General features: G+C 63.9%; 17 protein-coding genes and 1 tRNA gene. 11 read left to right on the top strand and 7 right to left on the bottom strand.

Translation table 11 applies throughout. From position 1 onward, the window contains the following. Nucleotides 1–37: 37 nt before the first annotated feature. The gene (locus I2H31_RS13855; RefSeq protein ID WP_196293635.1) at nt 38–973 is read right to left on the bottom strand and encodes a hypothetical protein; all 936 of its coding nucleotides are present in this window, start codon (nt 971–973) and stop codon (nt 38–40) included. A 124-nt stretch (nt 974–1097) separates the two neighbouring features. Here I2H31_RS13855 and I2H31_RS13850 point away from each other — a divergent pair, with 124 nt between their 5' ends. The 7 genes from I2H31_RS13850 to I2H31_RS13820 all read left to right on the top strand — a co-directional run bounded on the left by I2H31_RS13850 (nt 1098) and on the right by I2H31_RS13820 (nt 11842). Continuing rightward, nucleotides 1098–1592, top strand: coding sequence for a redoxin domain-containing protein (locus I2H31_RS13850; RefSeq protein WP_196293634.1), 495 nt, complete (start codon nt 1098–1100; stop codon nt 1590–1592). Between the two features lie 147 nt (nt 1593–1739). Beyond that, nucleotides 1740–3311: a T9SS type A sorting domain-containing protein gene (locus tag I2H31_RS13845; protein ID WP_196293633.1), complete on the top strand. Its 1572-nt coding sequence runs from the start codon at nt 1740–1742 to the stop codon at nt 3309–3311. A gap of 190 nt (nt 3312–3501) precedes the next feature. Beyond that, entirely contained in the window at nt 3502–4611 is a 1110-nt protein-coding gene (locus tag I2H31_RS13840) for a glycosyltransferase family protein (RefSeq protein ID WP_196293632.1), read from the top strand. 124 nt (nt 4612–4735) lie between these two features. Continuing rightward, a complete protein-coding gene (locus tag I2H31_RS13835; protein WP_196293631.1) occupies nt 4736–6790 on the top strand; it encodes a peptidylprolyl isomerase in 2055 nt (684 codons plus the stop codon). 91 nt (nt 6791–6881) lie between these two features. After that, complete coding sequence (locus I2H31_RS13830; RefSeq protein WP_196293630.1) at nt 6882–7607, top strand: hypothetical protein; 726 nt, start codon at nt 6882–6884, stop codon at nt 7605–7607. Between the two features lie 49 nt (nt 7608–7656). Continuing rightward, nucleotides 7657–8472 carry a mechanosensitive ion channel family protein gene (locus tag I2H31_RS13825; RefSeq protein WP_196293629.1) on the top strand — a complete coding sequence of 272 codons (816 nt, stop codon included), beginning with the start codon at nt 7657–7659 and terminating at the stop codon, nt 8470–8472. Between the two features lie 178 nt (nt 8473–8650). Continuing rightward, a complete protein-coding gene (locus tag I2H31_RS13820) occupies nt 8651–11842 on the top strand; it encodes a PAS domain-containing hybrid sensor histidine kinase/response regulator (protein WP_196293628.1) in 3192 nt (1063 codons plus the stop codon). 130 nt (nt 11843–11972) lie between these two features. Here the strand turns inward: I2H31_RS13820 and I2H31_RS13815 are convergent, their stop codons facing one another. Beyond that, entirely contained in the window at nt 11973–12314 is a 342-nt protein-coding gene (locus I2H31_RS13815; protein ID WP_196293627.1) for a cupin domain-containing protein, read from the bottom strand. A gap of 167 nt (nt 12315–12481) precedes the next feature. Here I2H31_RS13815 and I2H31_RS13810 point away from each other — a divergent pair, with 167 nt between their 5' ends. Continuing rightward, complete coding sequence (locus I2H31_RS13810; RefSeq protein ID WP_196293626.1) at nt 12482–13315, top strand: serine O-acetyltransferase; 834 nt, start codon at nt 12482–12484, stop codon at nt 13313–13315. Between the two features lie 160 nt (nt 13316–13475). Further along, on the top strand, nt 13476–14399 hold the full coding sequence (gene cysK / locus I2H31_RS13805; protein WP_196293625.1) for a cysteine synthase A: 924 nt from the start codon (nt 13476–13478) through the stop codon (nt 14397–14399). A 161-nt stretch (nt 14400–14560) separates the two neighbouring features. Here cysK and I2H31_RS13800 read toward each other — a convergent pair. The 3 genes from I2H31_RS13800 to I2H31_RS13790 all read right to left on the bottom strand — a co-directional run bounded on the left by I2H31_RS13800 (nt 14561) and on the right by I2H31_RS13790 (nt 18964). Beyond that, nucleotides 14561–14637, bottom strand: a tRNA-Ala gene (locus tag I2H31_RS13800). Between the two features lie 177 nt (nt 14638–14814). Continuing rightward, complete coding sequence (locus tag I2H31_RS13795; protein ID WP_196293624.1) at nt 14815–18165, bottom strand: TonB-dependent receptor; 3351 nt, start codon at nt 18163–18165, stop codon at nt 14815–14817. A gap of 163 nt (nt 18166–18328) precedes the next feature. After that, complete coding sequence (locus I2H31_RS13790) at nt 18329–18964, bottom strand: C40 family peptidase (protein WP_196293623.1); 636 nt, start codon at nt 18962–18964, stop codon at nt 18329–18331. 44 nt (nt 18965–19008) lie between these two features. On the opposite strand from I2H31_RS13790, the gene I2H31_RS13785 reads away from it, so the two are divergent. Continuing rightward, entirely contained in the window at nt 19009–20430 is a 1422-nt protein-coding gene (locus tag I2H31_RS13785) for an FAD-binding oxidoreductase (RefSeq protein WP_196293622.1), read from the top strand. Between the two features lie 317 nt (nt 20431–20747). Here I2H31_RS13785 and I2H31_RS13780 read toward each other — a convergent pair whose 3' ends face one another. Both I2H31_RS13780 and I2H31_RS13775 read right to left on the bottom strand, forming a co-directional pair. Continuing rightward, complete coding sequence (locus tag I2H31_RS13780; RefSeq protein ID WP_196293621.1) at nt 20748–22385, bottom strand: amidase; 1638 nt, start codon at nt 22383–22385, stop codon at nt 20748–20750. 191 nt (nt 22386–22576) lie between these two features. Beyond that, entirely contained in the window at nt 22577–23068 is a 492-nt protein-coding gene (locus I2H31_RS13775) for an acyl-CoA-binding protein (protein WP_196293620.1), read from the bottom strand. 206 nt (nt 23069–23274) lie between these two features. On the opposite strand from I2H31_RS13775, the gene asnB reads away from it, so the two are divergent. Continuing rightward, on the top strand, nt 23275–25182 hold the full coding sequence (gene asnB, locus I2H31_RS13770) for an asparagine synthase (glutamine-hydrolyzing) (protein ID WP_196293619.1): 1908 nt from the start codon (nt 23275–23277) through the stop codon (nt 25180–25182). Nucleotides 25183–25258: the final 76 nt, after the last annotated feature.

Raw genomic sequence — 25258 nt, 5'->3', positions numbered from 1 at the left:
CCGCACCATGCCACCAAGCCACTACCCCACCAATCCGCTACTTGAACAGGTTGGGCAGGCGCAGCTGGACGCCGAGCGAGGGCACCACCGTCAGGCCGCTCAGGGAAGTGCTTTTGCCATTCAGCAGGGCATAGTCGCCATAATTCTGGTAGAACAGCGACACGGCGGGGATGACGTAGAAGTAGCGGTAACCCAGCTTGAGGTTGGCGAAGCCGCCGAACGAGGAAAAGTCGCGTTTCTGCAGCGGCAGCTCGGGCACCTGCGCCGAGCCGTTGAAAATTTTGGTGGGCGCGAAGCCGTAGCTCACCCAGCTGTGGGCGTACACCACGCCGTAGCTGATGGCGCCAAACTCTTCTTCCTGCCCAAACGAGTTGCTGAACGTGAGCGGGATGAGCAGGTCGTTGCGCGTGGCCCGGAAGTTCAGCAGCGAGTTGATGTCCGACAGAAACGACAGGCCCGGCAGCTTGGCGCGCTGGGTGGCAAACTGCAGGCCCAGGCTGGCGTAGGTGGTGCCCGTGGCGGCGCCGGCGCCGGGGTCTTCGGGCGTGCCGGTGGGGCCCAGCAACTGGTACTGCGCATCGAAAACGTGCGAACCGAAGGCGTATTTATAGCCGGCGTCGAGGCGCGGCACGATGCCGTAGCGGAAATTCAGGTCGGCGGTGGGCTGCACGGGGTCCAGCACGTAGGCCAGGGCGGCGGCCTGCAGCTCGGTGGTGGCGTCGGTGTAGTCCACTTTTTGCTGGGTCAGGGCCTGGGCGGCAGCTTCTTTCACGGCGCTGCCCACCTTGCTGAGCGAGGCCGTGGCCACGTTGAAACCCTGGTTGTAGCCCACCCGGAACTCGCCCTGCGGCGTGACTTTGCCGGTGGCTACAATGGCGCGCGGCGCGGTGCAGGACGTGGCCAGCAACAGGGCCGCGGCGGCCACTAAGCCGGCCGGGCGCCCGAAAGCGAAGAGGGAAGAGGAGATTTTCATAGAAGTCGTAGTTAGCAAAAACGGGGTAAAAACGAAAATCAAGCCGAAAACGCCGGAACCCGGCGCCGGCCGGGCGTGTCTGTTCAGCACCTCGGGCCCAACGCGGGCCGTTGTATCTTCGCGTATGCCGCTGCTGTACTTACTGCTCAGTTATTTAACGTTGTTGGTTTCGGGGCCGGCGCCGCAGGCCACGGTCTACGTTTTTCTGGCCGATACCTGCCCCATCAGCCAGGCGGCAACGCTGCCGCTGCGCGAGCTGCACGGGCAATACGCGGCCCAAGGCGTGCGGTTCGTGGGCGTATTTCCGGCCGCCGATGCCACGCCGGCCGCCCTGGCCGCCTTTGCCAAAACCTACCAAGTGCCTTTCCCACTGCAAGCCGACCCCGGCCACCGGCTCACCAAACAGCTGCAGGCCCGCGTGACGCCCGAAGTGGTGGTGCTGGGGCCCGACGGCCGCACCGCCCTCTACCGCGGCCGGCTCAACGACGCCTACGCCGGCCTGGGCCAGCACCGCCCCACCACGCGCCACCACGAGCTAGCCGATGCCCTGGCCGATGTGGTGGCGGGCCGGCCCGTGGCCGTGCCGCGCACCGAGCCGGTGGGTTGTTTTATTGAGTAAATTTGAAGTTGATGCAAGAAAGCCCGTCATGTCGAGCGAAGCCGAGACATCTCGCTCGATAAACTAATTAGTTGAAGCACGCGAGATGTCTCGGCTTCGCTCGACATGACGGGCTGATAACATGACCGCCTACGATTCGTGAATAACATGAAACAATTCTTCTCCCTCAGTTTCCTGCTGGCCGCTTTGCTGGCCGCCCCCCGCGCCCAGGCCCAAACCGGCGCCCAGGTCACCTTCAGCCAGCACATTGCGCCGCTGGTGTACCAGCACTGCACGCCCTGCCACCGCACGGGCGAAGTGGCGCCGTTTCCGCTCACCAACTACACCGAGGTGGCCAGCCACGGCACCACCATTAAATACGTGACGGGCACCAAGTACATGCCGCCGTGGAAGCCCGACGCCAACTACCGCCACTACCTCGACGAAAACACGCTCAGCACCACCGAAATCCAGCAAATCCGGGATTGGGTCGATAATGGCATGCCGCAGGGCAACCCGGCCCAGACGCCGCCGACGCCCACGTTCCCCAGCGGCTCGCAGCTGGGCACGCCCGATTTGGTGGTGCCCATGCGCCAGGCCTTCACCCACCAGGGCAACGGCCAGGACATGTACCGCATTTTTGTGCTGCCCGTGAACCTGCCCGCCGACCGCGACATTGCCGCCATCGAATTCCGGGCCGGCAACAAGCGCATCGTGCACCACGTCATCATCGGCATGGACACCACCCAGCAGGCCCAGGCCCTCGACGCAGCCGACCCCGGCTACGGCTACACCCGCTTCGGCGGCTTCGGCTTCAGCCCGCTGGAGGAGGTGTTTGGGGCCTGGGTGCCGGGCATGCAGGCCCGCTTTTACCCCACGGGCATGGGCAAAAAGCTATACCGCCGCGCCTCGCTGCTGCTCCAGATTCACTACGGCCCCAACTTCGTGACGCAAACCGACTCGTCGGTGGTCAACATCTTTTTTGCCCGCCAGCCCGTCACCCGCTTCGTCCAGACGCTGCCGGCCATCTCGCCCCAGGTCCTCACCAACGGGCCGTTCGTGATTCCGGCCAACCAAACCAAAACCTTCCGCGCCCAGCTCGTGGTGCCCGCTGAGGCCACCGTGCTCAGCGTGTCGCCCCACGCCCATTTGCTCAGCAAAAGCTGGAAAGTGTGGGCCGTGAAGCCGAATGGCGACACCATCCGGCTGGTGAAAATCAACGACTGGGACTTCCGCTGGCAGGGCACCTACCGCTTCACCGGCTTGCAGCGCATCCCTTTCGGCTCGCGCCTGATGGCCGAGGCCACCTACGACAACACCGCTAACAACCCGCGCAACCCCAACAACCCGCCGCAAAACGTGCAGTGGGGCGAAAGCACCACCGCCGAAATGCTGCTCACCTACTTCGAGCTTTTGCCCTACCAGGCCGGCGACGAAAACATTGTGCTCAGCACCCTGCCCGGCGTGGCCACCACCCCCGGCACCGTGCAAATGGCCGTGTTCCCGAACCCCAGCAGCGGCAGCGCCGCCGTCAGCTTTCAACTGGGCAAGCCGGGCCCCGTCAGCGTGACGCTGCTCGATGCCACCGGCCGCGTGGTGCGCACGCTGGCGCGCGAAAAGGCCTTTCCTGCCGGCCCGCAGCAGCTCCCGCTGCCGCTCGACGGCGTGGCCGCCGGCATCTATTTCGTGAAACTGGAATCGAACGAAGGCAGCCGCAACGAGAAGCTGGTGGTGAAGTAAAACCTGTCATTGCGAGGCCGCAGGCCGTGGCAATCCGTCCTGTTCTCAGCGACTCACCTAATATTGTAATAAGCCTCGGCATTGTGCATTGCCGGGGCTTTTCGTTTCATGGAAGTGTCTGGAGTTGACAGGACGGATTGCCACGGCCTGCGGCCTCGCAATGACAGACAATTTTCTATAAATTCAACTAATGAACATCTTATACGGAGTGCCCGGCGAGGGCCTGGGCCACGCCACCCGCAGCAAAGTCGTCATCGGCCACCTGCTGGCCCGCGGGCACCAGGTGTGCGTGGTGAGCAGCAGCCGCGCCTACAAAATGCTGGCCGCCGCCTTCCCGGGGCGGGTGCACGAAATCCGGGGCTTTCACCTGGCCTACAATGGCCTGGCGGTGAGCAAGCTGCGCACGGCGGCCCTCACGCTGCGCACCGCGCCCGAGGACCTGCGCATCAACTTCGCCAAGTACCGCGAGCTGCTCTGCGATTTTGAGCCCGAGGTGGTGGTGTCGGATTTCGAGTCCTTCACCTACCTTTTCGCCAAGCTGCACCGGTTGCCCGTGGTCAGCATCGACAACATGCAGATTATCAGCCGGGCCAAGCTGAACGTGGCGGTGCCCAAAGCCGAGCGCGGCAACTACAGCCTGGCCAAAAGCATCGTGCGGGCCAAGCTGCCGCACAGCCGCCACTACTTCGTCACCACCTTCTTCGACCTGCCCCTGCAAAAGGAGCGCACCACGCTGGTGCCGCCCATCATCCGGCCCGAAATCCTGGCCGCCCAGCCCAGCCAGGGCCAGCACGTGCTGGTGTACCAGTCGGCCACTACGCAGCAAAACCTGGTGGCGCTGCTCCAGCAGCTGCCCGACCAGGAATTCCGCCTCTACGGCTTTAACAAGCAGGAAAGCCACGGCAACGTGCAGCTCTGCGCTTTCTCCGAAGCCGGCTTCATTGCCGACCTGGCCAGCGCCCGCGCCATCGTCACCAACGGCGGCTTTTCATTGATTTCGGAGGCCGTGTTTCTGCACAAGCCCATTTGCGCCATTCCCATTCCGGCGCAGTTTGAGCAGTGGCTGAACGCGGCCGAAGTGGAGAAAATGGGCTATGGCCGCCACTTCGAGGCCATCACGGCCGACAACATGCGGGCCTTCCTCTACGGCCTAGCCAATTTTGAAAAAGCCCTGTCCGGCTACCAGCAGGAGGGAAACGAGGTGCTGTTTGCCCGGCTCGATGAGGAGCTGAAGGAAATCGGCAGCCGCCACCTGCCGGCCGAGCCCGCACCGCAAGAGGCCTCGTGGGGCGGGGAATAGGTGTGAGTTAAGAGTTGAAAATTAGGAGTTAAGAGTTGGAACAGCCGTATCTGTTGAATCAACTCTTAACTCCTAACTTTTAACTCTTAACTAAGAGCAAAGCTCTCCCTGCTACATTTATCCCATGCCCCACCGTTCCCTTCGCTTCTGGCCGCTGCTGTTGCTGGCGGCTGCCTGCGCCCGCACGCCCCGGCCCAGCACCGGCCTCGCCAATAAGTACCACGACGCCACCATCCGGCAAATCGGCGCGGCGCAGGACGAGCGCAACACCGCTGCGCTGCTGCCTTTCCTGAGCAACGCCAACCCCACCTACCGCCGCGAGGCTGCACTGGCCTTCGCCTCGGTGCAGGCGCCGGCCGCCGTGCCCGGCCTGCTGCCACTGCTGCGCGATGCAGCCCCCGATGTGCGACGCGCCGCCGCCTATGCCCTGGGGCAAATCGGCGATAGCACGGCCGTGGACAGCCTGCGCGTGCGCGTCCTGAAAGAAAACGACGACCAGGTGCGCCGCTACGTGCACGAGGCGCTGGGCCGCACCGTCACGCGCCGCAACCTGCCCGAGCTCTGGCGCGTGGAAACCCTGAACGACACCGCCCGCAACGCCGCCTTGGCTTTGGGCCTGAGCCGCGCCGCGCTACGCGGGCTGGTTTCGCCGGAAACCATCCGGCGCACGGTGCTACTGCTCAATTCGCCCAAGCTGCCGGTCCGGGCGCGGGTGCAGGCCGCCGTGGGCCTGTCCCGCACCCGCGGGCTCGATGCTGATTTGAAACGGCTGGCGGAAACCACGCTGGTGCGGGTGGCTCAAAAAGACCGGTCGTATGCCGTGCGTGCGGCTGCGGCCTCTGCGTTGGGCAAAATAGCGAACAACCCGGCCAAGTCAGCAGAAGCAGCCAAGACAGGCGAAGTAACCTTCTACGATGGCCATTCAACCGCGCCCCGCCCCGCCACCACGCTGGCGCGGCTTGCCACCAAAGACCGTGACTACCGCGTGCGGCTGAGCGCCATTCGCGCCTTGCCGTTTGGTCAGGAGGATTACGCCGCCAGCCGCAAAGCCTTGTTTTACGTGTTAGCCAACGACCAGCCGGCTGTGGCCCTCACGGCCGCCGAGTGGCTGCTGGCCCACGCCAAAGGCGAGTCGGGCGCCGCGTTGGCGGCGCTGGCCGATGGCAACAAGCAGGCTTCGCCACGGGTGCGGGCGGCCTTGCTGCAAGCTGCCGTGCATCACGCCAGCCCGGCGGCCCGTCCCAGCTTGGTTGAGACTATTGAGAAACGCTACCCGACGGCGCCTACGGTGTACGAGAAGGGATTCCTGCTGCAAGCATTGGGCGAAGACCCCGCCGCGTTCGATTTCGTGCGGACCGAAGCGTTTGCGGCCGGCCAGTCGCCCGTGGTGGCGGGCTATGCGCTGACGGCTTTGCTGGCCATGCGCCGCAACGTCGATTTCCCGGCGGCCAAGCAGGCCGATTTTGCCGCCGCCATGCGCCAGGCCCTGGCCGGCGGCGACGTGGCCCAGCTCGGCGTGGCCGCCGAAGCCCTGGCCGATGCCAAGCTCTACCCCGAACCCCAGGCGGCCGACCTCACGGCGCTGCGCCAAGCCCAGGCCAAGCTGCAATTGCCGCGCGAAATTGAGGCTTGGCAGAGCTTGCAGCAGGCGTTGGACAAGCTGGAAAAGAAGGCCAAACCGACGCCATCGCCCATTGCCACGGCCCAGCAGCACCCCATAGATTGGGTGGTGTTGCAGGGCGTGCCGCTGGGCCAGCAGGTGCGGCTGCGCACCAGCAAGGGCATCATTTTGCTTGAATTGAAGCCCAACGAAGCGCCCGGCGCGGTGGCCAGCTTTGTCACGCTCATTGGCCAGCACTTTTATGATAGCCTGTATTTCCACCGCGTGGTGCCCAATTTTGTGGCCCAGGGCGGCGACCCGCGCGGCGACGGCAACGGCAGTGCTCCCTACAACCTGCGCTCCGAATTCGGCGACCTGCGCTACCAAGAAGGCAGCTTGGGCCTGGCCTCGGCCGGCAAAGACACCGAGAGCTGCCAGTTTTTCATCACCCACACGCCCACGCCGCACCTGGACGGGCGATACCCCATTTTCGCCCAGGTGGTGGGCGGCATGGACGTGGTGCACAAGCTCGACATCGGCGACCGGATTCTGGGCGTGGAGCTGGTGACGGTGAAATAGGCGCGGCGCCAACCCAATTGGCTTTTACTTTTACGGCGGGTGGACAGCGCCCGCGGGCGCGGCAAAGGGCGCCCCAGAAGCAGCAATTGCCATGATTGAAGTCGACCTTGTTACCAAACACGGAAAAAAGGCCTTGGGCATCGAAGAAAACCACGCGGCGCCGAAAGGCTGGCGGCACCGGCTGCCCGAAATCCTGCTCGAAATCGGCATCATCGTGTTTGCCATTACGCTCTCCATCCAGCTGCACGCCTGGCACGAGCACTCGGTGGAGCGGGCCGAGGAGCGCCAGTTCCTCACCGGCCTGCGCGCCGACCTCACCAGCGACCTGGCCGAGCTGCGCAACGACTCGCTGACCTACACGCAGGTGCTGCAGGGCTACCGGTATTTCCGGACCCTGAACGCCCGCACCAACAACGTGGACAGCATGCACCGCTACCAGTGGGTACTGGGCAACGCCACCACCCTGCTGCCCAACTCGTCGCGGTTCGAGGGGTTTAAGTCGGCCGGCAAGCTGGGCATCATCGAAAACGACGAGCTGCTAAGCGACATTCTGGACTATTACCAGGAGCAGGTGCCCGGCCTGGTGCACCAGACGCAGGAGTTCAGCGCCTACAAAATGGGCACCATCACTCGGTACCTCGACGAGCACCTGCACCGTTCCGAAGACAATTTCATCGAGGTGATGCAGGCCGACCAGATGTACAACTACCTGAACAAGCAGCCTGCCGTCGAAGGCATCGTGGCGCGCTACCACCGGGTGCTGCAGCACACCCGCCAGATTATCCGCGAAATCGACGCCCACCAGGCGCACGACTAGCAGCTAGCGTTTCGGCCATTTCCGCTACTTCTTTCCTCCTCTCCCCGCCATGAACCAAGTCGCTACCTACGCCCAGCAGCTTCAAACCTTAGTTATCCTCTATCTGCCCCGCGTGCTCATGGCTGGGGTGGCGCTGGTGGTGGGCTGGTGGATTATTGGGCGGGTGAGCCGGCTGATTGGCACGGCCACCTCGCGGCTCGACGTGTCGCTCAGCTCGTTTCTGCGCAGCCTGGTCAACATCGTACTCAAGGTGATGCTGCTCATCACGGTAGCGGGCATGGTGGGCTTCGAAACCACGTCGTTTGTGGCGGTGCTGGGGGCGGCGGGCCTGGCGGTGGGGCTGGCCCTGCAGGGCACGCTGGCCAACTTTGCGGGCGGCGTGCTGATTCTCATTTTCAAGCCCTACGTGGTGGGCGACACCATTGAGTCGCAGGGCAAGTCGGGCGAGGTGAAGGAAATTCAGATTTTCAACACCATCCTTGTCACCTCGCAGGGCGACACCATCATCCTGCCCAACGGCGCCACTTCCAACAACGTCATCGTGAACAAAACGGCCCAGAACAAGGCCCTGGTGGAGATTGTGGCCGAAGTCGACAACGCCACCAACCTCGACGACCTGCGCGGCTGGGCCATTCCGCTGATGCAGGCCGACGAGCAGGTGCTGGCCGCGCCCGCGCCGCAGGTGGTCGTCACGGGCCTCAAGCCTGGCGGCATGACCGTGGCTTTCCGGGCCTACACCGCCGCCGGCCACAACGGCGGCGCCCAGGGCCGGCTCATCGAGCAGCTGCAGCGCGACCTGGCCCGGCAGGGCGTGGGCAGCCCGGTGCCGGTGCAGCACAGCTACGTGCGCACGCTGCCCGAGTAGGCCCCGGCCCGAGGAGGCAAAACCGAGCACCGCGGTGGCGGAGCATCTCGTTACTTTAATTCTGCGTAGGACTTTATTTAAGCGCAACCTTGCCCTGGCGCGCAGCAGCACCCGGCCCTGTGCAAGCAGGCACCGCGGCACCTGCCCTGCCGAGCGGCAACGAGCAAAGCCATTGGCCATGACCCGAGCCGAGCTAGAACATGCGCTGGCGCAGCAGCAAGCCGAAAACGCCGCCCTGCGGCGGGCGCTGGCGCAGGCGCAACCCGTGGCCCCGGTTTTGCCCCAGCAGGCGCACCTGCTGCAACTGATGCAGGAGCTTTACACCGCCGTGCTGCTCACCGGTACCGACGGCCGCGTGGCGTGGGTCAACAAAGGTTTCACCACGCTCTGCGGCCTGGAAACGCACGACGTGCTGGGCAAGTACCCCAGCAGTTTTTTGCGGCCAGGCCTCAACGATGAGAACGTCCGGCAGTACATCGAGGACAGCCTGCGGGCCCAGGTGCCGTTTCAATACGACGTGCAAAACCCCCGCGCCGATGCCGCGAACTGCTGGATTCGCGTGAAGGTGCAGCCCATTCACAACGAGCGCGGGGAAGTGGTGATGGCCGGCCTGCTGGAAGACATCACGGAGTGGAAAAACGCCCAGTCGACTCTGGCCGAGAGCGAGCACCGCTTCCAAGCGCTGGCCGAAAACGTGCCCGGCGTGCTCTACGAGTGGCACGAAAGCGCCAGCGGAACCAGCCGGCCCCTGTACGCCAGCCCCAAGCTGTACGAGCTATTCGGCATTTCGCCTTCGGAGGCCGGCCGGGTAATGGATTTTGTGCATCCCGACGACCTGGCCGCCTTGCGCGAAGCCACGGCCCGCTCCAACCGCACCAAAATGCCGTGGTTTTACGAAGGGCGGCTGGTGGTGCCAGGCCAGCCGGTGCGCTGGTTTCGCGGCAGCTCCGTGGTAACCGCCGCCGACGCCGACGGCATCACCTACAGCGGCATTTTGCAAGACATCACGCCTCTGAAACAGGCCCAAACGGCCCTGCGCGAAAGCGAGCTGCGCTGGCGTTTGGCCGTGGAAGGCTTCGGCGATGGCACCTGGGAGCTCGACCTGGACAATAACACTGCCTTCTTTTCGGCCGACTACCGGGCCATGCTGGGCTACGCCGAAGACGAGTTTCCGAACCACTACAGCAGCTGGCACTCGCGCGTACACGCCGAAGACCTGGAAGAAGCCTTGCGCAGCATTGCCACCTACCTGCGGGGCGATTCGCCGGTGATGACGGCCGAATTTCGGGTACTCTGCAAAGACGGCACCTACAAGTGGGTGCTGAGCCGGGGGCTGGTCACCAAGCGCGCGCCCGACGGCCGGCCGCTCATCCTCACCGGCACCCACACCGACATTTCCGAGCTTAAGCAGGCCAAAGAAGCCCTCGACACGGCAAACCGCCGCCTCACCACCGTCATCGCCAACTTCCACGAAGGCGTGGTGCTGGAAGACGAAAGCCGGCGCATTGTGCTCACCAACGACGCGTTTTGCCGCTTGCTGGACGTGCCCATCACCCCGGAGCAACTCGTGGGCAAGGACGGCGCCTGGCTGGCCGAAGGCTCGCGGGGCTCGCTGCACTACCCCAATCAGTACGTGGCCCGCATCACGGCCTTGCTGCGCCGCCGCCAGCCCGTGGTGGGCGACGTGCTGAGCCTGCGCGACGGCCGCATTCTGCAGCGCGACTTCGCCCCGATTTTCGACCAGAACCGCTACATCGGCCACCTCTGGAAGTATGAGGACGTGACGGCCCGCACCCGCGCCGAGGAAGACCTCAAGCGCCGCGAGGAAAAGTACCGCGGCATCATCGAAAACATGTCGTTGGGCCTGGTAGAGGCCGATTTGGACGACCACCTGCTCTACGCCAACCAGAGCTTTTGCGACATGACCGGCTTTTGCACCGACGAGCTGCACGGCCACAAGCTCTCGCCGCTGCTGCTCACCGGCGACGATTTGGAGCTGGTGGAAAGCAAGCTCGAAGCGCGCCAGCGCGGCGTGGCCGACTCCTACGAAATTGCCGTGACCACCAAGGGCGGCGACGTGAAATGGCTGCTGGTGAGCGGTGCCCCGCTCTACGACGACGACCAGCAGCTGGTCGGCTCCATCGGCATTTACCTCGACGTGACGCCCCAGAAGCGCCTCGAAGCCAGCCTGCGCGAAGCCAAGGCGCTGGCCGAAATCAGCACCCGCGCCAAGCAGGACTTCCTGGCCAACATGAGCCACGAAATCCGCACGCCCATGAACGCCATCCTGGGCATGAGCCAGCTGCTGGCCAAAACCGAACTCAGTGCCCCGCAGGCCAGCTATTTGCACGCCATCACGGCCTCGGCCGAGAACCTGCTGGTCATCATCAACGACATCCTGGACCTGTCAAAAATCGAAGCCGGTCGCATGGCCGTCGAAAAAATCGGGTTCAGCGTGTGCGGGATGTGCGCCCAGGTCGAAAAAACCCTGCTGTACAAAGCCGAGGAAAAAGGCCTGAGCTTCGTGACCACCTGCGACCCCGCCGTGCCCGCCGTGCTGCTCGGCGACCCCTACCGCATCACCCAGGTGCTCCTCAACCTGGCCGGCAACTCCGTTAAGTTCACCGAGCGGGGCACGGTGCGCCTCTCGTGCGCGCTGCTGGGCACCACGCCCGCGGGCGAGGCCGTGGTCGAATTCACGGTGCAGGACACCGGCATCGGCATCGAGGCCGAGTACCTGGCCCGGGTGTTCGACGATTTCAGCCAGGAAGATTCGTCGGTGACGCGCAAATTTGGGGGCACCGGCCTGGGCCTGGGCATCAGCAAGAAGCTGGTGGAGCTGCTGGGCGGCGAACTGCACATCGAAAGCCAGAAAAACCACGGCACCACCAGCCGCTTCACCCTGCACCTGCCGGTGGGCACCGAGCACGACGTGCCCCAAAAGGAGGGCGCCGACGTGAGCGGCCTGCAGCACGACCTGCGGGGCAAGCGCGTGCTATTGGTCGAAGACAACGTGTTCAACCGCATGCTGGCCAGCATCTTTCTCGTCAACGCCGAGCTGACCGTGACCGAAGCCGGCAACGGCCAGGTGGCCGTCGACCTGCTGCGCGAGCACGCCTACGACCTGATTCTGATGGACGTGCAAATGCCCGTCATGAACGGCTACGAGGCCACGGCCATCGCCCGGCAGGAGCTGGGCCTCACCGTGCCCATCATCGCCCTCACCGCCAATGCCGTGGAGGGCGAGCGCGCCAAATGCCTCGCCGCCGGCATGAACGACTACCTCACCAAGCCCTTCCAAGAAGCCTCGCTGGTAAAAATGGTATACGACTGGGTGCTGGGGCCGCTGGTGCCCAAAAACACGCCGTGAGCAGTAGGTCGAAAACACCGAAACGTCATGTCGAGCTTGTCGAGACATCTCGCGTGCAGTGGTAATCAGTTACTACTGCACGCGAGATGTCTCGACAAGCTCGACATGACGTTCTGCTTTCTAGCTGCGTCTACTTCTCCTCGCGGCCGTGCACCTGGGCCGGCGGCGAAGTGGCTTCCACGGCCGTGAAGCTTTCCAGAATCTTGTAGGTGTGCTCGGCGTCTTTGGGCACCACCCACGAGTTGCCGGGCTCGAGCAGCACCATCTGGCCGGCCAGGTGGAATTCGGCGCGGCCGCTGAGCACGTAGCCCACCGTTTCGTAGGGGCGCGCCACGGCCTCTTTGGGCTTGCCGGGCTGCTCGTTTTCCCACATGCGCATGGCCACTTGCTTGCCCGAGGCCAGGTATTTTTCGCCGTCAGCGCCCTTGGGCGAATATTCCGAATCGACTTTGATGATGGTGGTGTCAGCCATAAGGTGTTGGATTAAGAAAGGGGAGGAGTATCTTTTGGCCGGCGGCGCACGGCCGGCGGCTAGGGGCTAACGGCCGAACCGGCTGCGCTGTTGCTGCGCCGCGCCAAAACCTTCGTTGGGCCGGGCGGTTAGTTTGCCCGGCTTTGTCCTCACCTTTTTCTGTTCCCGTGCTTCCCGAATCTTTCGCTGCCGAGCTGGCCCTGGCCCACGCTTCCGTGCCCGATGCGCTGCCCGGCAAGGCCTTTTGTGCCCTCGCCGATGGCCTGCTGGGCTTGCTGTTCCCGTACCGGGCCGAGCGGCCCCTGCCCAACGCCGACGTGGTGGCCGCCGAGCTCTACCATTTCCGCTCCGAGTTGGCTGTGTTGCTGGCCAAAGTGCCCAGCCTGCCCGCCCCCGCCGCCGCCCTGGCCGACGAGTTTACGGCCCAACTGCCGGCGTTGCGCGCGGCCCTGCTGCGCGACGCCACCGCCATCCTGGCCAGCGACCCCGCCGCCCAGGGCCTGGCCGAAATCATTGGCTCTTACCCGGGTTTTTACGCCACGGCCCTCTACCGCATTGCGCACGCGCTGCACCAGCGCGGGCTGCCGCGCCTGCCGCGCCTGCTCAGCGAGCACGCCCACCAGTGCACCGGCGTCGACATTCACCCCGGCGCGCACATCGGCCCGGCGTTCTGCATCGACCACGGCACGGGCCTCGTCATCGGCGAAACGGCCGTTATTGGGGCCAACGTGCAGATATACCAGGGCGTGACCCTGGGCGCCATGAGCGTGACCAAAGGCCTGCAGGGCCAGAAGCGCCACCCCACCATCGAAGACCACGTGGTGATTTACGCCGGGGCCACCATCCTGGGCGGCAGCACGGTGGTGGGCGCGCACAGCGTCATCGGCGGCAACGTGTGGCTGACCGAGAGCGTACCCTCGCACTCGCGCGTGTACCACCGCGCCCACATCAACATTTCGCGCTCCGTAGACCCCGCCGCGGAGCTGGTTTTTTCGATATAATGCATAACTGCCTGTCATCCTGAGCGCAGCGAAGGACCTTCTCACGCCAGCGCAAGTAACTACTGCAAGCCGTTCCTCGGTGGGAAGGTCCTTCGCTGCGCTCAGGATGACAGGCGTTTTTCTAAGTTCCCAAGACCCTAAGACCCCAAGACCCTATCATATGAAAGCCAATACCATTCTCGAAACCATCGGCAACACGCCGCTGGTGCGCCTCAACCGCCTGTTCGCCCAGGTTCGCCCCGACGTGGAAGTGTGGGTGAAGCTGGAGCGCGCCAACCCTGGCGGCTCCATCAAGGACCGCATTGCCCTGAGCATGATTGAGCAAGCCGAACGCGACGGCCTGCTCACCAAAGACAGCCTGATTGTGGAGCCCACCTCCGGCAACACCGGCGTGGGCCTGGCCCTGGTGGCCGCCGTGAAAGGCTACAAGCTCACGCTGGTGATGCCCGAGAGCATGAGCATCGAGCGCCGCCGCCTCATGGCCGCCTACGGCGCCAACCTGGAACTCACACCCCGCGAGAAGGGCATGAAGGGCGCCATCGAAAAAGCCCAGGAAATTGTGGCCAGCACGCCCGGCGCCTGGCTGCCCATGCAGTTCTCGAACCCCGCCAACCCAAAAATCCACGCCGAAACCACGGCCCAGGAAATCCTGCGCGACGCCCCCGAAGGCTTCGACTTTCACATCACGGGCGTGGGCACCGGCGGCCACATCTCGGCCGTGACCGAAGTGCTCAAGCCCCACTTCCCTGGCATGAAAACCTTTGCCGTGGAGCCCGAAGCCTCGCCCGTCATCAGCGGCGGGGCGCCCGGGCCGCACCCCATTCAGGGCATCGGCGCGGGCTTCATTCCGGAGAACCTGCACGTGAACGTGCTCGACGGGGCCATTCAGGTTTCGCAGCAGGAAGCGTACGAGATGACGCGGCGCGCGGCGCGCGAGGAAGGCTTGTTCGTGGGCGTGTCGTCGGGCGCGTCGCTGGCAGCCATCGCCAAAAAGCTGCCCGACATGCCCCAGGGCAGCCGCGTGCTCACCTTCTGCTACGACACCGGCGAGCGGTACCTGTCGGTGGAAGGGTTGTTCGTGTAGTGCGCACCCCAAAGCTGCGCTTCGGCTTGGGTGAGCTCGAATTGCTCCGCTAGGCCGATGCGCAGCTTCGGGGTATGCTTTCTGGCCAGCCCAACACCGGCCATAATGAAAAAGGCCCGACCAATCACTTGGTCGGGCCTTTTTCATTCACTTCACATTTTTGGTGGAGAATATCGGAGTCGAACCGATGACCTCTTGCATGCCATGCAAGCGCTCTAGCCAGCTGAGCTAATCCCCCAAATTTGTGCCTTACCGCCGCGCCTATTGCGTTTTGGTTCGACAAAAGTACGGGACGTTTTGGAATGGGCAAGAGCCAGCGCCAACATTATTCGCAAGTGCCGCGGAATCAGGCCAAAAAAAATGGGCAGGGAATCATTCTCTGCCCATTTCTGGCAATTTTTAGTCCGGCTGGCTACTAGTTGAAGCTGTAGCGCACGCCCAACTGGCCCTGCCACCGCGAGAAGAACGGCGCGAAGTCGTAGGGACGGTTGGTGGTGGCAAACGAAGCCGGGAAGGTGAAGGTCGGCTGCACGCCGGGGGCCGAGGTGCCCACCACCTGGAGCAGTTCGGTGGCGTTGTTGGCCACGGTGTACTGACGGCCCCAGTCGTTGTTGAGCAGGTTGCCCAGGTTCTGGATGTCAAACGTCACCTGGATGGTGTTTTTCTTGCCACCGGCCAGGAAGTTGAAGTCTTGGGCCACGCGCAGGTCAATCTGGTGCGTCCAGGGCAAACGAGCGGCGAAGCGCTCGGCCACCTGGCCGCGGTGCGTGCGCAGGTAGGGGTCGTTTTCGATGAAGGCATCCAGCTGCTGCTGAATCTGTTCCTTGGTGCGGGTATCGCCCGAGCCGGGAGCCAGCTTGATTTGGCTTTCGTCGTACACGTTGGTCGGGATGTAGAGCAGGTCGTTGCCGGTGTTGCCGTCGCGGTTCACGTCCGTGTTCTGGCCGTAGATGTAGGTCAGCGGCTGGCCCGAGCGGCCTTCGTAGAACATGGTGATGCTGGTGGCGTAGGCGTCGTTGCCGTACTTGAAGGTGTAGCCGGCGCTGGCGATGACGCGGTGGCGCTGGTCGTTGCGCGAGTAGCCCAGCTCGGGGTTGTTGGGGTCGTACTGAATCTGGTTAAAGCCAAAGTTCGACGAGGCCGTGCTGCTCGAGCCGCTGTTCACTTCTTTCGACTCGCCGTAGGTGTAGGCGGCGGTCGTGTTCAGGCCGTTCACGAAGCGCTTCTGCAGCTGGAAGGTTCCGTTGTAGCGGTAGCCCTTGCTGGTGTTGGCCAGCAGGTACACGTTGGTGTAGCGGGCGTCGATGCGGCGGTCGGCAGTGCTGGCGCCGTATACCGGGCGCTGGTCGGGGCCGGCCAGGCGGCCTACGGGAGCCGTCAGGTTGATGTCCTGGTAGTAGATGTCGTTGATGGTCTTGGAGTAGATGCCTTCCAGCGTGGCCACGATGTCACCGGGCAGGCGGAAGTCTACGGCTAGGTTCGAGCGCCACACCTGCGGCAGCTTGAAGTCGTTGCGCACCAGGTTAATCTGGCTGGTCTGCACCGAGCTGTACTTGCTGGCGATGTCGCTCGGCGACAGGTAGATGGTGGGCAACACCGGCGACGACACCGTGCCCAGCACGGCCGGGTTGCCGTTGGCCGCCGGAGTGAAGGGAATGGCGGCCGTACCGGTCTGGTCCACTGAGCCCTGAATCACGCCGCTGTTGGTGTAGGAGTTGGAAATCCACACGAAGGGCACGCGGCCCGAGAAGATGCCCGTGCCGCCGCGCAGCTGCACTTTGGCGTCGTTGTTCACGTCCCAGTTGAAGCCCAGGCGGGGCGACCACAGCAGCTGGCCGTTGGGGGTGTTGGTGGTTTTGTAGTCGGTGCTGAAGCCGGGGCGGTTGGCCGCCACCGAGGTGTTGAAGGCCGTGTTGTCGCCGGGCTTGTCAATGAACAGGGGCACGTCGAGGCGCAGGCCGTAGGTGATGCGCAGGCTTTCGATGGGCGTGTATTCGTCCTGCACGTAGAAGCCGAGCTGAGCGGCTTTGAACTTGGCTTCGCCGTTGTCGGCGGTGGGGTAGGAGGCCTGAATGCGGGTCGAGCGGCCCAATTCGAAGTTCTGGATGCCGGTGTAGGCCGGCACGGCGGCCACCGCGTTGGTGGTGGCAGTGGCGGGCACGGCGGTAATAGCCGGCGTGGCGCCGAACAGGTAATAGCCCGCGCCGTTGTTCAGGAACAGGTTGCGGAACTTGAAGCCTTCGTTGTGCGTGCCCACGGTGATGGTGTGCTTGCCGAAAGCCTTGGTCAGGTTGTCGGTTACCTCCACGATGTCCTGGTCGAGCTGGTTGGCCACCGAGCTGCGCTCCTGGCCCAGCGAGTAGGTGTTGCCGTTGTCGCTGATTTGGTAGGCCGGGCCGGGCTGGCCGAGCACGTCGCGCGAGTCGCGGATGGCGGTGTAAGTCAGGATGAGCTTGTTGGAGAAGCCGCCCGAGAAGCGCGAGTTCAGTTCGGCCACCGTGCTGTTGGTGATGTTGCTGAACTTGTAGGCGTTGTTGCTGAAGCGCACGTTGTTGGCCGCGCGGGTGATGTTGTCGTCAAACGCCTTCACGAAGTTGTGGCGCAGCGTCAGGGTGTTGTTTTCCGACAAGTTGAAGTCCAGGCGGGCAAAAATCTTGTTGCTCTCGGTGCGGGCCGTGATGTCGCCGTAGGAGCCCGGGTCGTAGCCGCCGTAGATGAGCTGGCCGGCGCGGGGGCCCGTGGTGTACACGGCGTTGAGCGAGGCGTTGCGGATGCGGTCCAGGTCGGCGGTGGTCACGCGTGACTCGCTGGCGCCGGGCAGGAAGCCCAGCGGCGTGTTCACGCGGGCAATTTCGCCGTTCAGGAAGAAAAATACCTTGTCTTTCACCACGGCGCCGCCCACGCGGAAGCCGGTCGTGTAGTTCGAAAACTTGTCGGCTTTTACGCGGGGTTCGGTCACGCTTTTGCCAATCGTGTTCTGGTTGCGGCCGAAGCCGTAGATGGAAGCCGAAATGTCGTTGGTGCCCGAGCGGGTGATGGCGTTCACGCCGGCGCCCGTGAAGTTGCCGAGGGTCACGTCGTAGGGGGCCAGCACCACCTGAATCTGGTCGATGGCGTCGAGGGCAATGGGGTTGGTGTTGGCTTGGCCGCCGGGCGTGCCCGAACCGGCCAGGCCGAACACGTCGTTGTTCACGGCGCCGTCGATGGTGATGTTGTTGTAGCGGTTGTTGGCGCCGCCGAACGAGGAGCTGCCGCCGCCCGCGGCCTGCGGGGTGAGGCGGGTGAAGTCGTTGAGGTTGCGGCTCAGGGTGGGCAGCTGGCTGATTTGCTCGCGGCTGATGTTGGTTTCGGCCCCGGTGCGGCCGGCGTTGATGACCGGGTCGCGGCGGCCGCTCACGGTCACTTCCGTCAGCTCAGTAGTAGAGGTGCTCAGGGGCACGTCGAGGCGCAGGTTCTGGCCCAGGGCCAGGAAAATGTCGTTGCGGGTCACGTCTTGGTAGCCCACGAAGGTAATTTTCACCGTGTAGGGACCACCCACGCGCATGCCCTGGATGTTGAAGCGGCCGTCGGCGTTGGTGGGGGCCACGTACTGCGTGTTGGTGGGGGTGTGCACGGCAATCACCGTGGCGCCGGGCAGGCCCGTGCCGTCCTTGTCGGAAACCACCCCGCTCATGGCCGCGGTGGTGGCGCCCTGGCTCCAGCCTAGGTGGGCCGTGAGCAGCATCAGCGCCACGAGGAATAAATGGCGTAAACCTGAATTATTCATACAAAAAAGAGTTGGTGAAACAGTGGGAGTAGTGAAATTCTGGTGAGGATAAATTGCAATACAAAGGTAGTGTTACTGCGAAAGAGCTAATATTACCGCAGTTTTACCATTAAGCCAACCGGACATAGTCGACCATTACCACCACAAAGGTAGCGGCGGAATATTACAAATGAGGCCGCACGGCCCGAATAAACCGGCTCAGGTAGTAATCGGACTCCAGGCTATTTTCCACCACGCCCAGCGAGGTGGAGGCGTGGATGAAATCGACGCCTTCTTCGTCGGCCACGGTCACCAGCCCGACGTGGGTGATGGTGCGGCTGCCGGGCGAGGCCCCGAAGAAAACCAGGTCGCCGGGCTGCAGGTCGGTGCTTTTGATGGGCTCGCCCCACACGGCCTGCTCGTTGGACGAGCGCGGGATGCTCACGCCCGCCGCCCCGAAGGACAATTGCAGCAGCCCCGAGCAGTCGAGGCCCAGGCGCGTGGTGCCGCCGTAGAGGTAGGGCGTGCCCTGGTAGGAGCGGGCCGCTTCGATGACCGAGGCCAGCGTGCCGGTGGCGCTGCCCACGCGGGCCGGGCGCTTCACCACTACCTTGTTTTTGCCGCCGCTGGGCGTGGCGCCCACCACTTTCACTTTGCTGCCGGGCCGGGCGGGGGCCCCGCGCCCGCCTTTTTTCAGCCGGACCATCTCGCGGGCCGAGCGGTACTGGCCGTCGCGGTAGTTGAGCTTGCGGTGGCAGCCGGCCAGGGCCAGCAAAGCCAGCAGCAGCAGCGGTAGTATCTTCGTTGTTACCCTCCCCATTGGCCGCAAAGATAGTTTGTGCGGTTTGTTCAGCTTCCCCATCCATGCCCTTCAACGCCCTTACCCCCGAATTATTGGTCGCCTTTGAGGCCATCGTCGGGCCCGCGCACGTGCTCACGGCCCAGCGCGCCGAAGCCGCCGCCACCGCCGATGCCTACGCCGACTACGGCCGCGACCACACCGAAGACTTCCACTTTGCGCCCGACGTGGTGCTGCGCCCCGGCTCGGCCGAGGAAATCGGCCAGATTATGCGCCTGTGCCACGAAAACCGCCTGCCGGTGACGCCCCGCGGGGCCGGCACCGGCCTGAGCGGCGGGGCCCTGCCCATTCACCACGGCGTGGTGCTGAGCACCGAGCGGCTCAATAAAATCCTGGAAATTGACGAGCGCAACCTGCAGGCCACCGTGGAGCCCGGCGTGATAAACGAGGCGTTTCAGAACGCGGTGCGGGAGGTGGGGCTGTTCTACCCGCCCGACCCGGCCAGCAAGGGCAGCTGCTCGCTCGGCGGCAACCTGGCCCACAGCAGCGGCGGCCCCAAGGCCGTGAAATACGGCACCACCAAAGACTACGTGCTGAACCTGCAAGTGGTGCTGCCCACTGGCGACGTCATCTGGACGGCCGCCAACACCCTCAAAAATTCTACCGGCTACAACCTCACCCAGCTCCTGGTGGGCTCCGAGGGCACGCTGGGCATCATCACTAAAGTGGTGTTCCGGCTGCTGCCCTTCCCGCAGCACAACATCCTCATGCTGGTGCCCTTCCGCAAAGAGGAAGAAGCGGCCGACGCCGTTTCGGCCGTGTTTCGGGCTGGCATCATTCCCTCGGGCATGGAATTTATGGAGCGCGAGGCCATTGCCTGGTCTTCTGATTATTTGAAAATCCCGCTCACGCTGCCCGAAGACATCAAAGCCCACCTGCTGATTGAGCTGGACGGGCAGGATTTGGACCAGCTTTACAAGGAAGCCGAGCAGGTGTATGGCGTGCTGGAACGCTACGACGTGGGCGAAATCCTGCTGGCCGACAACGCCACGCAGAAAGACGAGCTCTGGAAGATTCGGCGCAACATCGGCAATTCGGTGCGCTACAACTCCGTGTATAAGGAGGAAGACACCGTGGTGCCCCGCGCCGCATTGCCCACCTTGCTGAAAGGAGTGAAGGAAATAGGGGCCCGCTACGGGTTCAGGAGCGTGTGCTACGGCCACGCCGGCGACGGCAACCTGCACGTCAACATCATCCGCGGCGAGCTCTCCGACGAGATGTGGAACGTGGGCCTGCGCCAGCCCATCACTGAAATTTTCGAACTCTGCGTGCAGCTGGGCGGCACCATCTCGGGCGAGCACGGCATCGGGCTGGTGCAGAAAGGCTACATCGGCATTGCCCTGCAAGAGGCCAACCTAAACCTCATGCGCGGCATCAAGCAGGTATTTGACCCGCACGGCATCCTGAACCCGGGCAAGATTTTCTAGCCAGCGGTCCATCTAAACGCCGGGAAGGCAAGGTTTGACACCCAAAGTCGCCTTTTAAACCGCGGGGCGGCATCTTTAACGCCAAAACTCGCCTTCCAAACTGCGGGAAGCCATCTTTAAGACCAAAACTCGGCTTCCAAACCGCGGGATGGCCTCTTTAACGCCAAATCCAGCCATCCAAACCGCGGGACGGCATCTTTAACGCCAAATCCAGCCATCCAAACCGCGGGGTGACATCTTTGGCCTTAAAACCTGCTTCCCGCGGTTTGGAAGCTAAGGTTTGGCGCCAAAGATGCCGCCCCGCGGTTTGGGGTTCCTCACTTTACCGTGGGCAGAAACTTCGGCGCCGCGCGGTGCCGGGTGGCCTGCTCAAAGGCGTAGCCCAGCCCCAGCAAAAGCCCTTCCTGGTACGCCGAGCCCACAAACGACAGCCCCACGGGCAGCCCGCGCACCTGCCCCATGGGCACTGTGAGGTGCGGGTAGCCGGCCATGGCGGCCGGCGAGGAAAAATCGACGCCCGTGGAGTAGTCGCCGTTCACCCAGTCGATGCACCAGGCCGGGCCCGTGGTGACGCCCACGATGGCCGTGAGCTGGTTCGCTTTCAGCAACCCATCAATGGCCTGACGGGCGCCCGTCACGGTTTTCTGCACGGCGGCTTTATAGGTAGCGGTGCCCAGCCCGTCGGTGGCTTCGGCCCGAATGAGGGTTTCCTGGCCGAAGAGGGGCATGGCCTCGGCGGCGTGGGCGCGGTTGTAGGCGATGACGTCGGCCAGGGTTTTCACGGGGGCATTGGCGCTGGCCAGGTACCGGTTCACGCCTTCCTTGAACTCGTAGAGCAGCACGTCGAATTCGGCCTCACCCAGCGGGTTGGCCAGCTTGTTGAGCTCGATTTCAACCACCGTGGCGCCCTGGGCTTGCAACGCGGCCACGGCTTCTTTCAGGAGCTTGGCCACGGCGGGCGGGCCGTTGAGGTGGGCTTTTTCCACGCCCAGGCGCTGGCCCCGGAGGGCGTCGGCCTTGAGAAATGTGGTATAATCGCTGGGCGTGGCGGCCGGGATGGGCAGCCGGGCCGGGTCCGTCGGGTCGGGGCCTTGCAGGGCGGCCAGCAGCAGGGCGGCGTCGCGCACGGTGCGGGCCATGGGGCCGGCCGTGTCCTGCGTGCTCGAAATCGGGATGATGCCGCCGCGGCTCAGCAAGCCCACCGTGGGCTTGAGCCCCACCACGCCGTTGCACGACGACGGCGACACCACCGAGCCGTCCGTTTCGGTACCAATGGCCAGGGCGCACAAATTAGCCGCCACCGCCGCCCCCGAGCCGGAGCTGCTGCCGCTGGTGCTGCGGTCCAGCGCGTAGGGGTTGCGGCTCTGCTGCCCGCGGCTGCTCCAGCCGCTGATGGAGTGCGAGGAGCGAAAATTGGCCCATTCGCTCAGGTTGGTTTTGCCCAGCAGCACCGCGCCGGCCGCCCGCAGCTTCTGCACGATAAAAGCATCCTGCCTGGCCTTATGCCCGATGAGCGCCGAGGCGCCGGCCGTGGTCATCATCTGGTCGCCGCTGTCAATGTTGTCCTTAATGAGCACCGGAATGCCGTGCAGCGGCCCGCGCAGCTTGCCGGCCTTGCGCTCCCGGTCCAGCCCGTCGGCAATGCCCAAGGCGTCGGGGTTGGTTTCGATAACGGCGCGCAGCATGGGCCCGGCCTCGTTCAGGGCCTTGATGCGGGCCAGGTATTTTTCCGTCAGGCTGCGGGCGGTTTCGGTGCCTTTGGCCATGCGGTCCTGCAAGTCGGCCACGGTGGCTTCGTGCAGGGCAAAGGGCTCCGTTTCGGCAGGCGGGCCGGCCGTTTCGGCGGCTTCGGCGGTCATCTTTTTATCGGTGGCCGACTGGCAGGCCACGGCGGGCAGCAGGGCCGCCGTGAGGGCCACGCGGCTGCTTTGATTCAGGAAAAGGCGGCGGTTCATACGGGCAAAAGCAAGGTAGAAGAGGAGGGGAGCAAAGCTGCTCCGAACAGCAATAATATGCGTAAAAACGGGTAGGGTGCAGGGCCAGCCCCGCCCGTCGTTGAAGGAGCCATTAGCAAGCTTTTCAACGACGGACGGGAGCCAGCCCCGCACCCTACCCAATTTATAGATACAAGGCAGCGCCCCGAAGGCTACTCCTGCTCGCCTTTCAGCTTGTCCTCGCCGCCATACGGCGCGCCGCCGGTGATGTCGCCCCGCAGCCCGCCTTGCGTGCTTTGGCCGGGGCCGTGGTCGGGCTGGCGCGAAATGGTGGTGTTTTCGGTGTCGGCTTCGGGCCGCCCGACGGGCGCGCCGGTCGCGCCGTCCGTCGGTACTGCGTTGGTGGGCGAGTCCGCGCCGAGTCCGGCTATTTCCGTGGCGCGGGCCACGTAGCGGCGCTTGGCTTCCTCCTCGGGCACGCCCTTGAACTGGTTCCACGAGTCCCACTGGGCCTGCGAGAGGCCGGCGGGGCCGTTGGCCTGGTCGGCGGCGTTGGCGTCTACTTCGCCGGGCTGCATGTTCACGTCGCCCTCGGTGGCCTGCTTGTAGAGGCCGTACAGTTCGGTCATGTGCGCGGCGGCCTGGTCGCCGGGCAGGTTGTTTACTCGTTGGGCCGCGGCTTGAAATTGTTCGTCAAGGTTCATGGGAAAGCGAATAGAAAAGTGAAAAGAAGATGACCCGCAAGGGCAAAACGGCTTGGAAAAGGCCAGAAGCGGGGTTTCACGCCGCTGCCGAAGGGTGGCGCCGTCCACAAAATCCGGGTAATCCGAAGAATCCGCCCGAATCCGTGGTTCAGACAATACCCCGGCGTTCGCCTTTAGGTTGCCGGGTCGTACTTTTGCGCGCTACTATGTGCGGAATAACCGGAGTATTTGCCTTTACCGAAACGGGTCGCCAGTCGTTGGCCAACCTGCAGGCGTCCACCGACGCCATCATTCGCCGCGGCCCCGATTCGGAGGGGCATTTTGTGTACGACCAGTGCGGACTGGGCTTTCGGCGCCTGGCCATCCTCGACCTCTCGGCCGACGGCAACCAGCCGATGACCGACGCCGCCAACCGCTACACCATCGTGTTCAACGGCGAGATTTTCAACTTCCGCGAGCTGCGCGAAAAGCTCATCAAGCGCGGCTGCGTGTTTCACTCGCAGACCGATACGGAAGTCATTCTTCAGCTTTACATCACCGAAGGCCGCAGCTTCATCAAGAAGCTCAACGGCTTTTTCGGCCTGGCCATTTTCGACAAAGAGGAAAACTCCCTGTTCATCGCCCGCGACCGGTTCGGTGTGAAGCCGCTGCTGATTTACCGCGACGAGGACAAGCTGTTTTTCGCCTCCGAAATGAAATCGATGATGGCGCTGGGCGTGCCCCGCAAGCTCGACTACGTGGCCCTGAGCCAGTACCTGCAGCTCAACTACATACCCGGCCCGGCCAGCATTTTCAAGGGCGTAAAGAAGCTGCTGCCCGGCCACTACCTGTATATAAAGGATGGGAAAGTGGTGGGCAAAGCCTGGTATAAAATTCCCTACGACCCCAAAAAGGTCGCCAAAAACAAGCTCAGCTACGAGCAGCAGCAAAAGAAGCTGGTCGAGCTGATGGACGGCGCCGTGCAGCGCCGCCTCGTGGCCGACGTGCCCCTGGGCTGCTTCCTGAGCGGCGGCATCGACTCCTCCGTCATCGCCGCGCTGGCCGCCCGCCACACCCCGCACCTGAGCACGTTCAGCATCGGCTTCAAAGACGAGCCCTTCTTCGACGAAACCAAGTACGCCAACCTCGTCGCGGCCCGCCACAACACCAACCACACGGTGTTCTCGCTCACCAACGACGACCTCTACGAGCACATCCACGACATGCTCTCGTATCTGGATGAGCCCTTCGCCGACTCCTCGGCCCTGGCCGTGTACATCCTCAGCCAGCGCACCCGCCAGAAGGTGACCGTGGCCCTGAGCGGCGACGGCGCCGACGAAATGTTCGGGGGCTACAACAAGCACATGGGCGAGTTCAAGGTGCGCCAGGGCGGCGCCAAGGCCGAAGCCGTGACGGCCCTCGGCTTCGTGTGGGACGCCCTGCCCAAGTCGCGCAACAGCTTCCTGGGCAACCGCGTCCGCCAGCTCCAGCGCTTTGCGCGCGGCATGACGGCCGGCGTGAAAGACCGGTACTGGGACTGGGCCAGCTTTGCCTCGCCCGACGACGCCCGCAACCTGCTCAGTGCCGCCAGCCGCCGCAAGGTGGGCAAAAAAGCCGCCACCAAGCGCCGCAAGGACATCTTGGAAAACCTGCACGCAGACGGCGACCTCAACGAGGTGCTGCTCACCGACATGCAGTTGGTGCTGCCCTACGACATGCTCACGAAAGTGGACCTGATGAGCATGGCCAACTCGCTGGAAGTGCGCACCCCGTTCCTGGACTACAAGGTGGTCAACTTCGCCTTCTCGCTGCCCGTGAGCAGCAAGGTAGACGCCACCATGAAGAAAAAAATCGTGCAGGACGCCTTCCGCTCCGAGCTGCCCGCCGAGCTTTACGACCGGCCCAAGCACGGCTTCGAGGTGCCGCTGCTGAAGTGGATGCGCGGCGAGCTGCGCGGCCTCATCGAAAACGACCTGCTGCGCGACGAGTTCATTGAAGCGCAGGGCGTGTTCGACGTGGACGCCATCCGGGCGCTGAAAGTGCAGCTGTTCTCGCGCAACCCCGGCGACGTGCACGCCCGCATCTGGGGCCTCATCGTGTTTCAAACGTGGTGGAAGCAGTACATGGCCAGCTGATTGCCATTTGATGCAGCAAACCACTTGCCCGCGGCCTTACCTTTGCGTGGCTAAAATCAAATACTTCCCAATACAT

It is taken from the genome of Hymenobacter ruricola, from assembly GCF_015694525.1.
Classification (GTDB): Bacteria; Bacteroidota; Bacteroidia; order Cytophagales; family Hymenobacteraceae; genus Hymenobacter; species Hymenobacter ruricola.
Note: the sequence above shows the minus strand (reverse complement) of the source record. Positions and strands in the feature narration are given on the sequence as shown.

What these genes read in the sequence shown, in the direction of transcription:
- I2H31_RS13795 (WP_196293624.1), bottom strand. Translation starts at nt 18,165, where the DNA reads ATGAATAATTCAGGTTTACGCCATTTATTCCTCGTGGCGCTGATGCTG.
- asnB (WP_196293619.1), top strand. Translation starts at nt 23,275, where the DNA reads ATGTGCGGAATAACCGGAGTATTTGCCTTTACCGAAACGGGTCGCCAG.
- I2H31_RS13775 (WP_196293620.1), bottom strand. Translation starts at nt 23,068, where the DNA reads ATGAACCTTGACGAACAATTTCAAGCCGCGGCCCAACGAGTAAACAAC.
- I2H31_RS13835 (WP_196293631.1), top strand. Translation starts at nt 4,736, where the DNA reads ATGCCCCACCGTTCCCTTCGCTTCTGGCCGCTGCTGTTGCTGGCGGCT.
- I2H31_RS13815 (WP_196293627.1), bottom strand. Translation starts at nt 12,314, where the DNA reads ATGGCTGACACCACCATCATCAAAGTCGATTCGGAATATTCGCCCAAG.
- cysK (WP_196293625.1), top strand. Translation starts at nt 13,476, where the DNA reads ATGAAAGCCAATACCATTCTCGAAACCATCGGCAACACGCCGCTGGTG.
- I2H31_RS13855 (WP_196293635.1), bottom strand. Translation starts at nt 973, where the DNA reads ATGAAAATCTCCTCTTCCCTCTTCGCTTTCGGGCGCCCGGCCGGCTTA.
- I2H31_RS13785 (WP_196293622.1), top strand. Translation starts at nt 19,009, where the DNA reads ATGCCCTTCAACGCCCTTACCCCCGAATTATTGGTCGCCTTTGAGGCC.
- I2H31_RS13845 (WP_196293633.1), top strand. Translation starts at nt 1,740, where the DNA reads ATGAAACAATTCTTCTCCCTCAGTTTCCTGCTGGCCGCTTTGCTGGCC.
- I2H31_RS13850 (WP_196293634.1), top strand. Translation starts at nt 1,098, where the DNA reads ATGCCGCTGCTGTACTTACTGCTCAGTTATTTAACGTTGTTGGTTTCG.
- I2H31_RS13790 (WP_196293623.1), bottom strand. Translation starts at nt 18,964, where the DNA reads ATGGGGAGGGTAACAACGAAGATACTACCGCTGCTGCTGCTGGCTTTG.
- I2H31_RS13820 (WP_196293628.1), top strand. Translation starts at nt 8,651, where the DNA reads ATGACCCGAGCCGAGCTAGAACATGCGCTGGCGCAGCAGCAAGCCGAA.
- I2H31_RS13830 (WP_196293630.1), top strand. Translation starts at nt 6,882, where the DNA reads ATGATTGAAGTCGACCTTGTTACCAAACACGGAAAAAAGGCCTTGGGC.
- I2H31_RS13840 (WP_196293632.1), top strand. Translation starts at nt 3,502, where the DNA reads ATGAACATCTTATACGGAGTGCCCGGCGAGGGCCTGGGCCACGCCACC.
- I2H31_RS13780 (WP_196293621.1), bottom strand. Translation starts at nt 22,385, where the DNA reads ATGAACCGCCGCCTTTTCCTGAATCAAAGCAGCCGCGTGGCCCTCACG.
- I2H31_RS13825 (WP_196293629.1), top strand. Translation starts at nt 7,657, where the DNA reads ATGAACCAAGTCGCTACCTACGCCCAGCAGCTTCAAACCTTAGTTATC.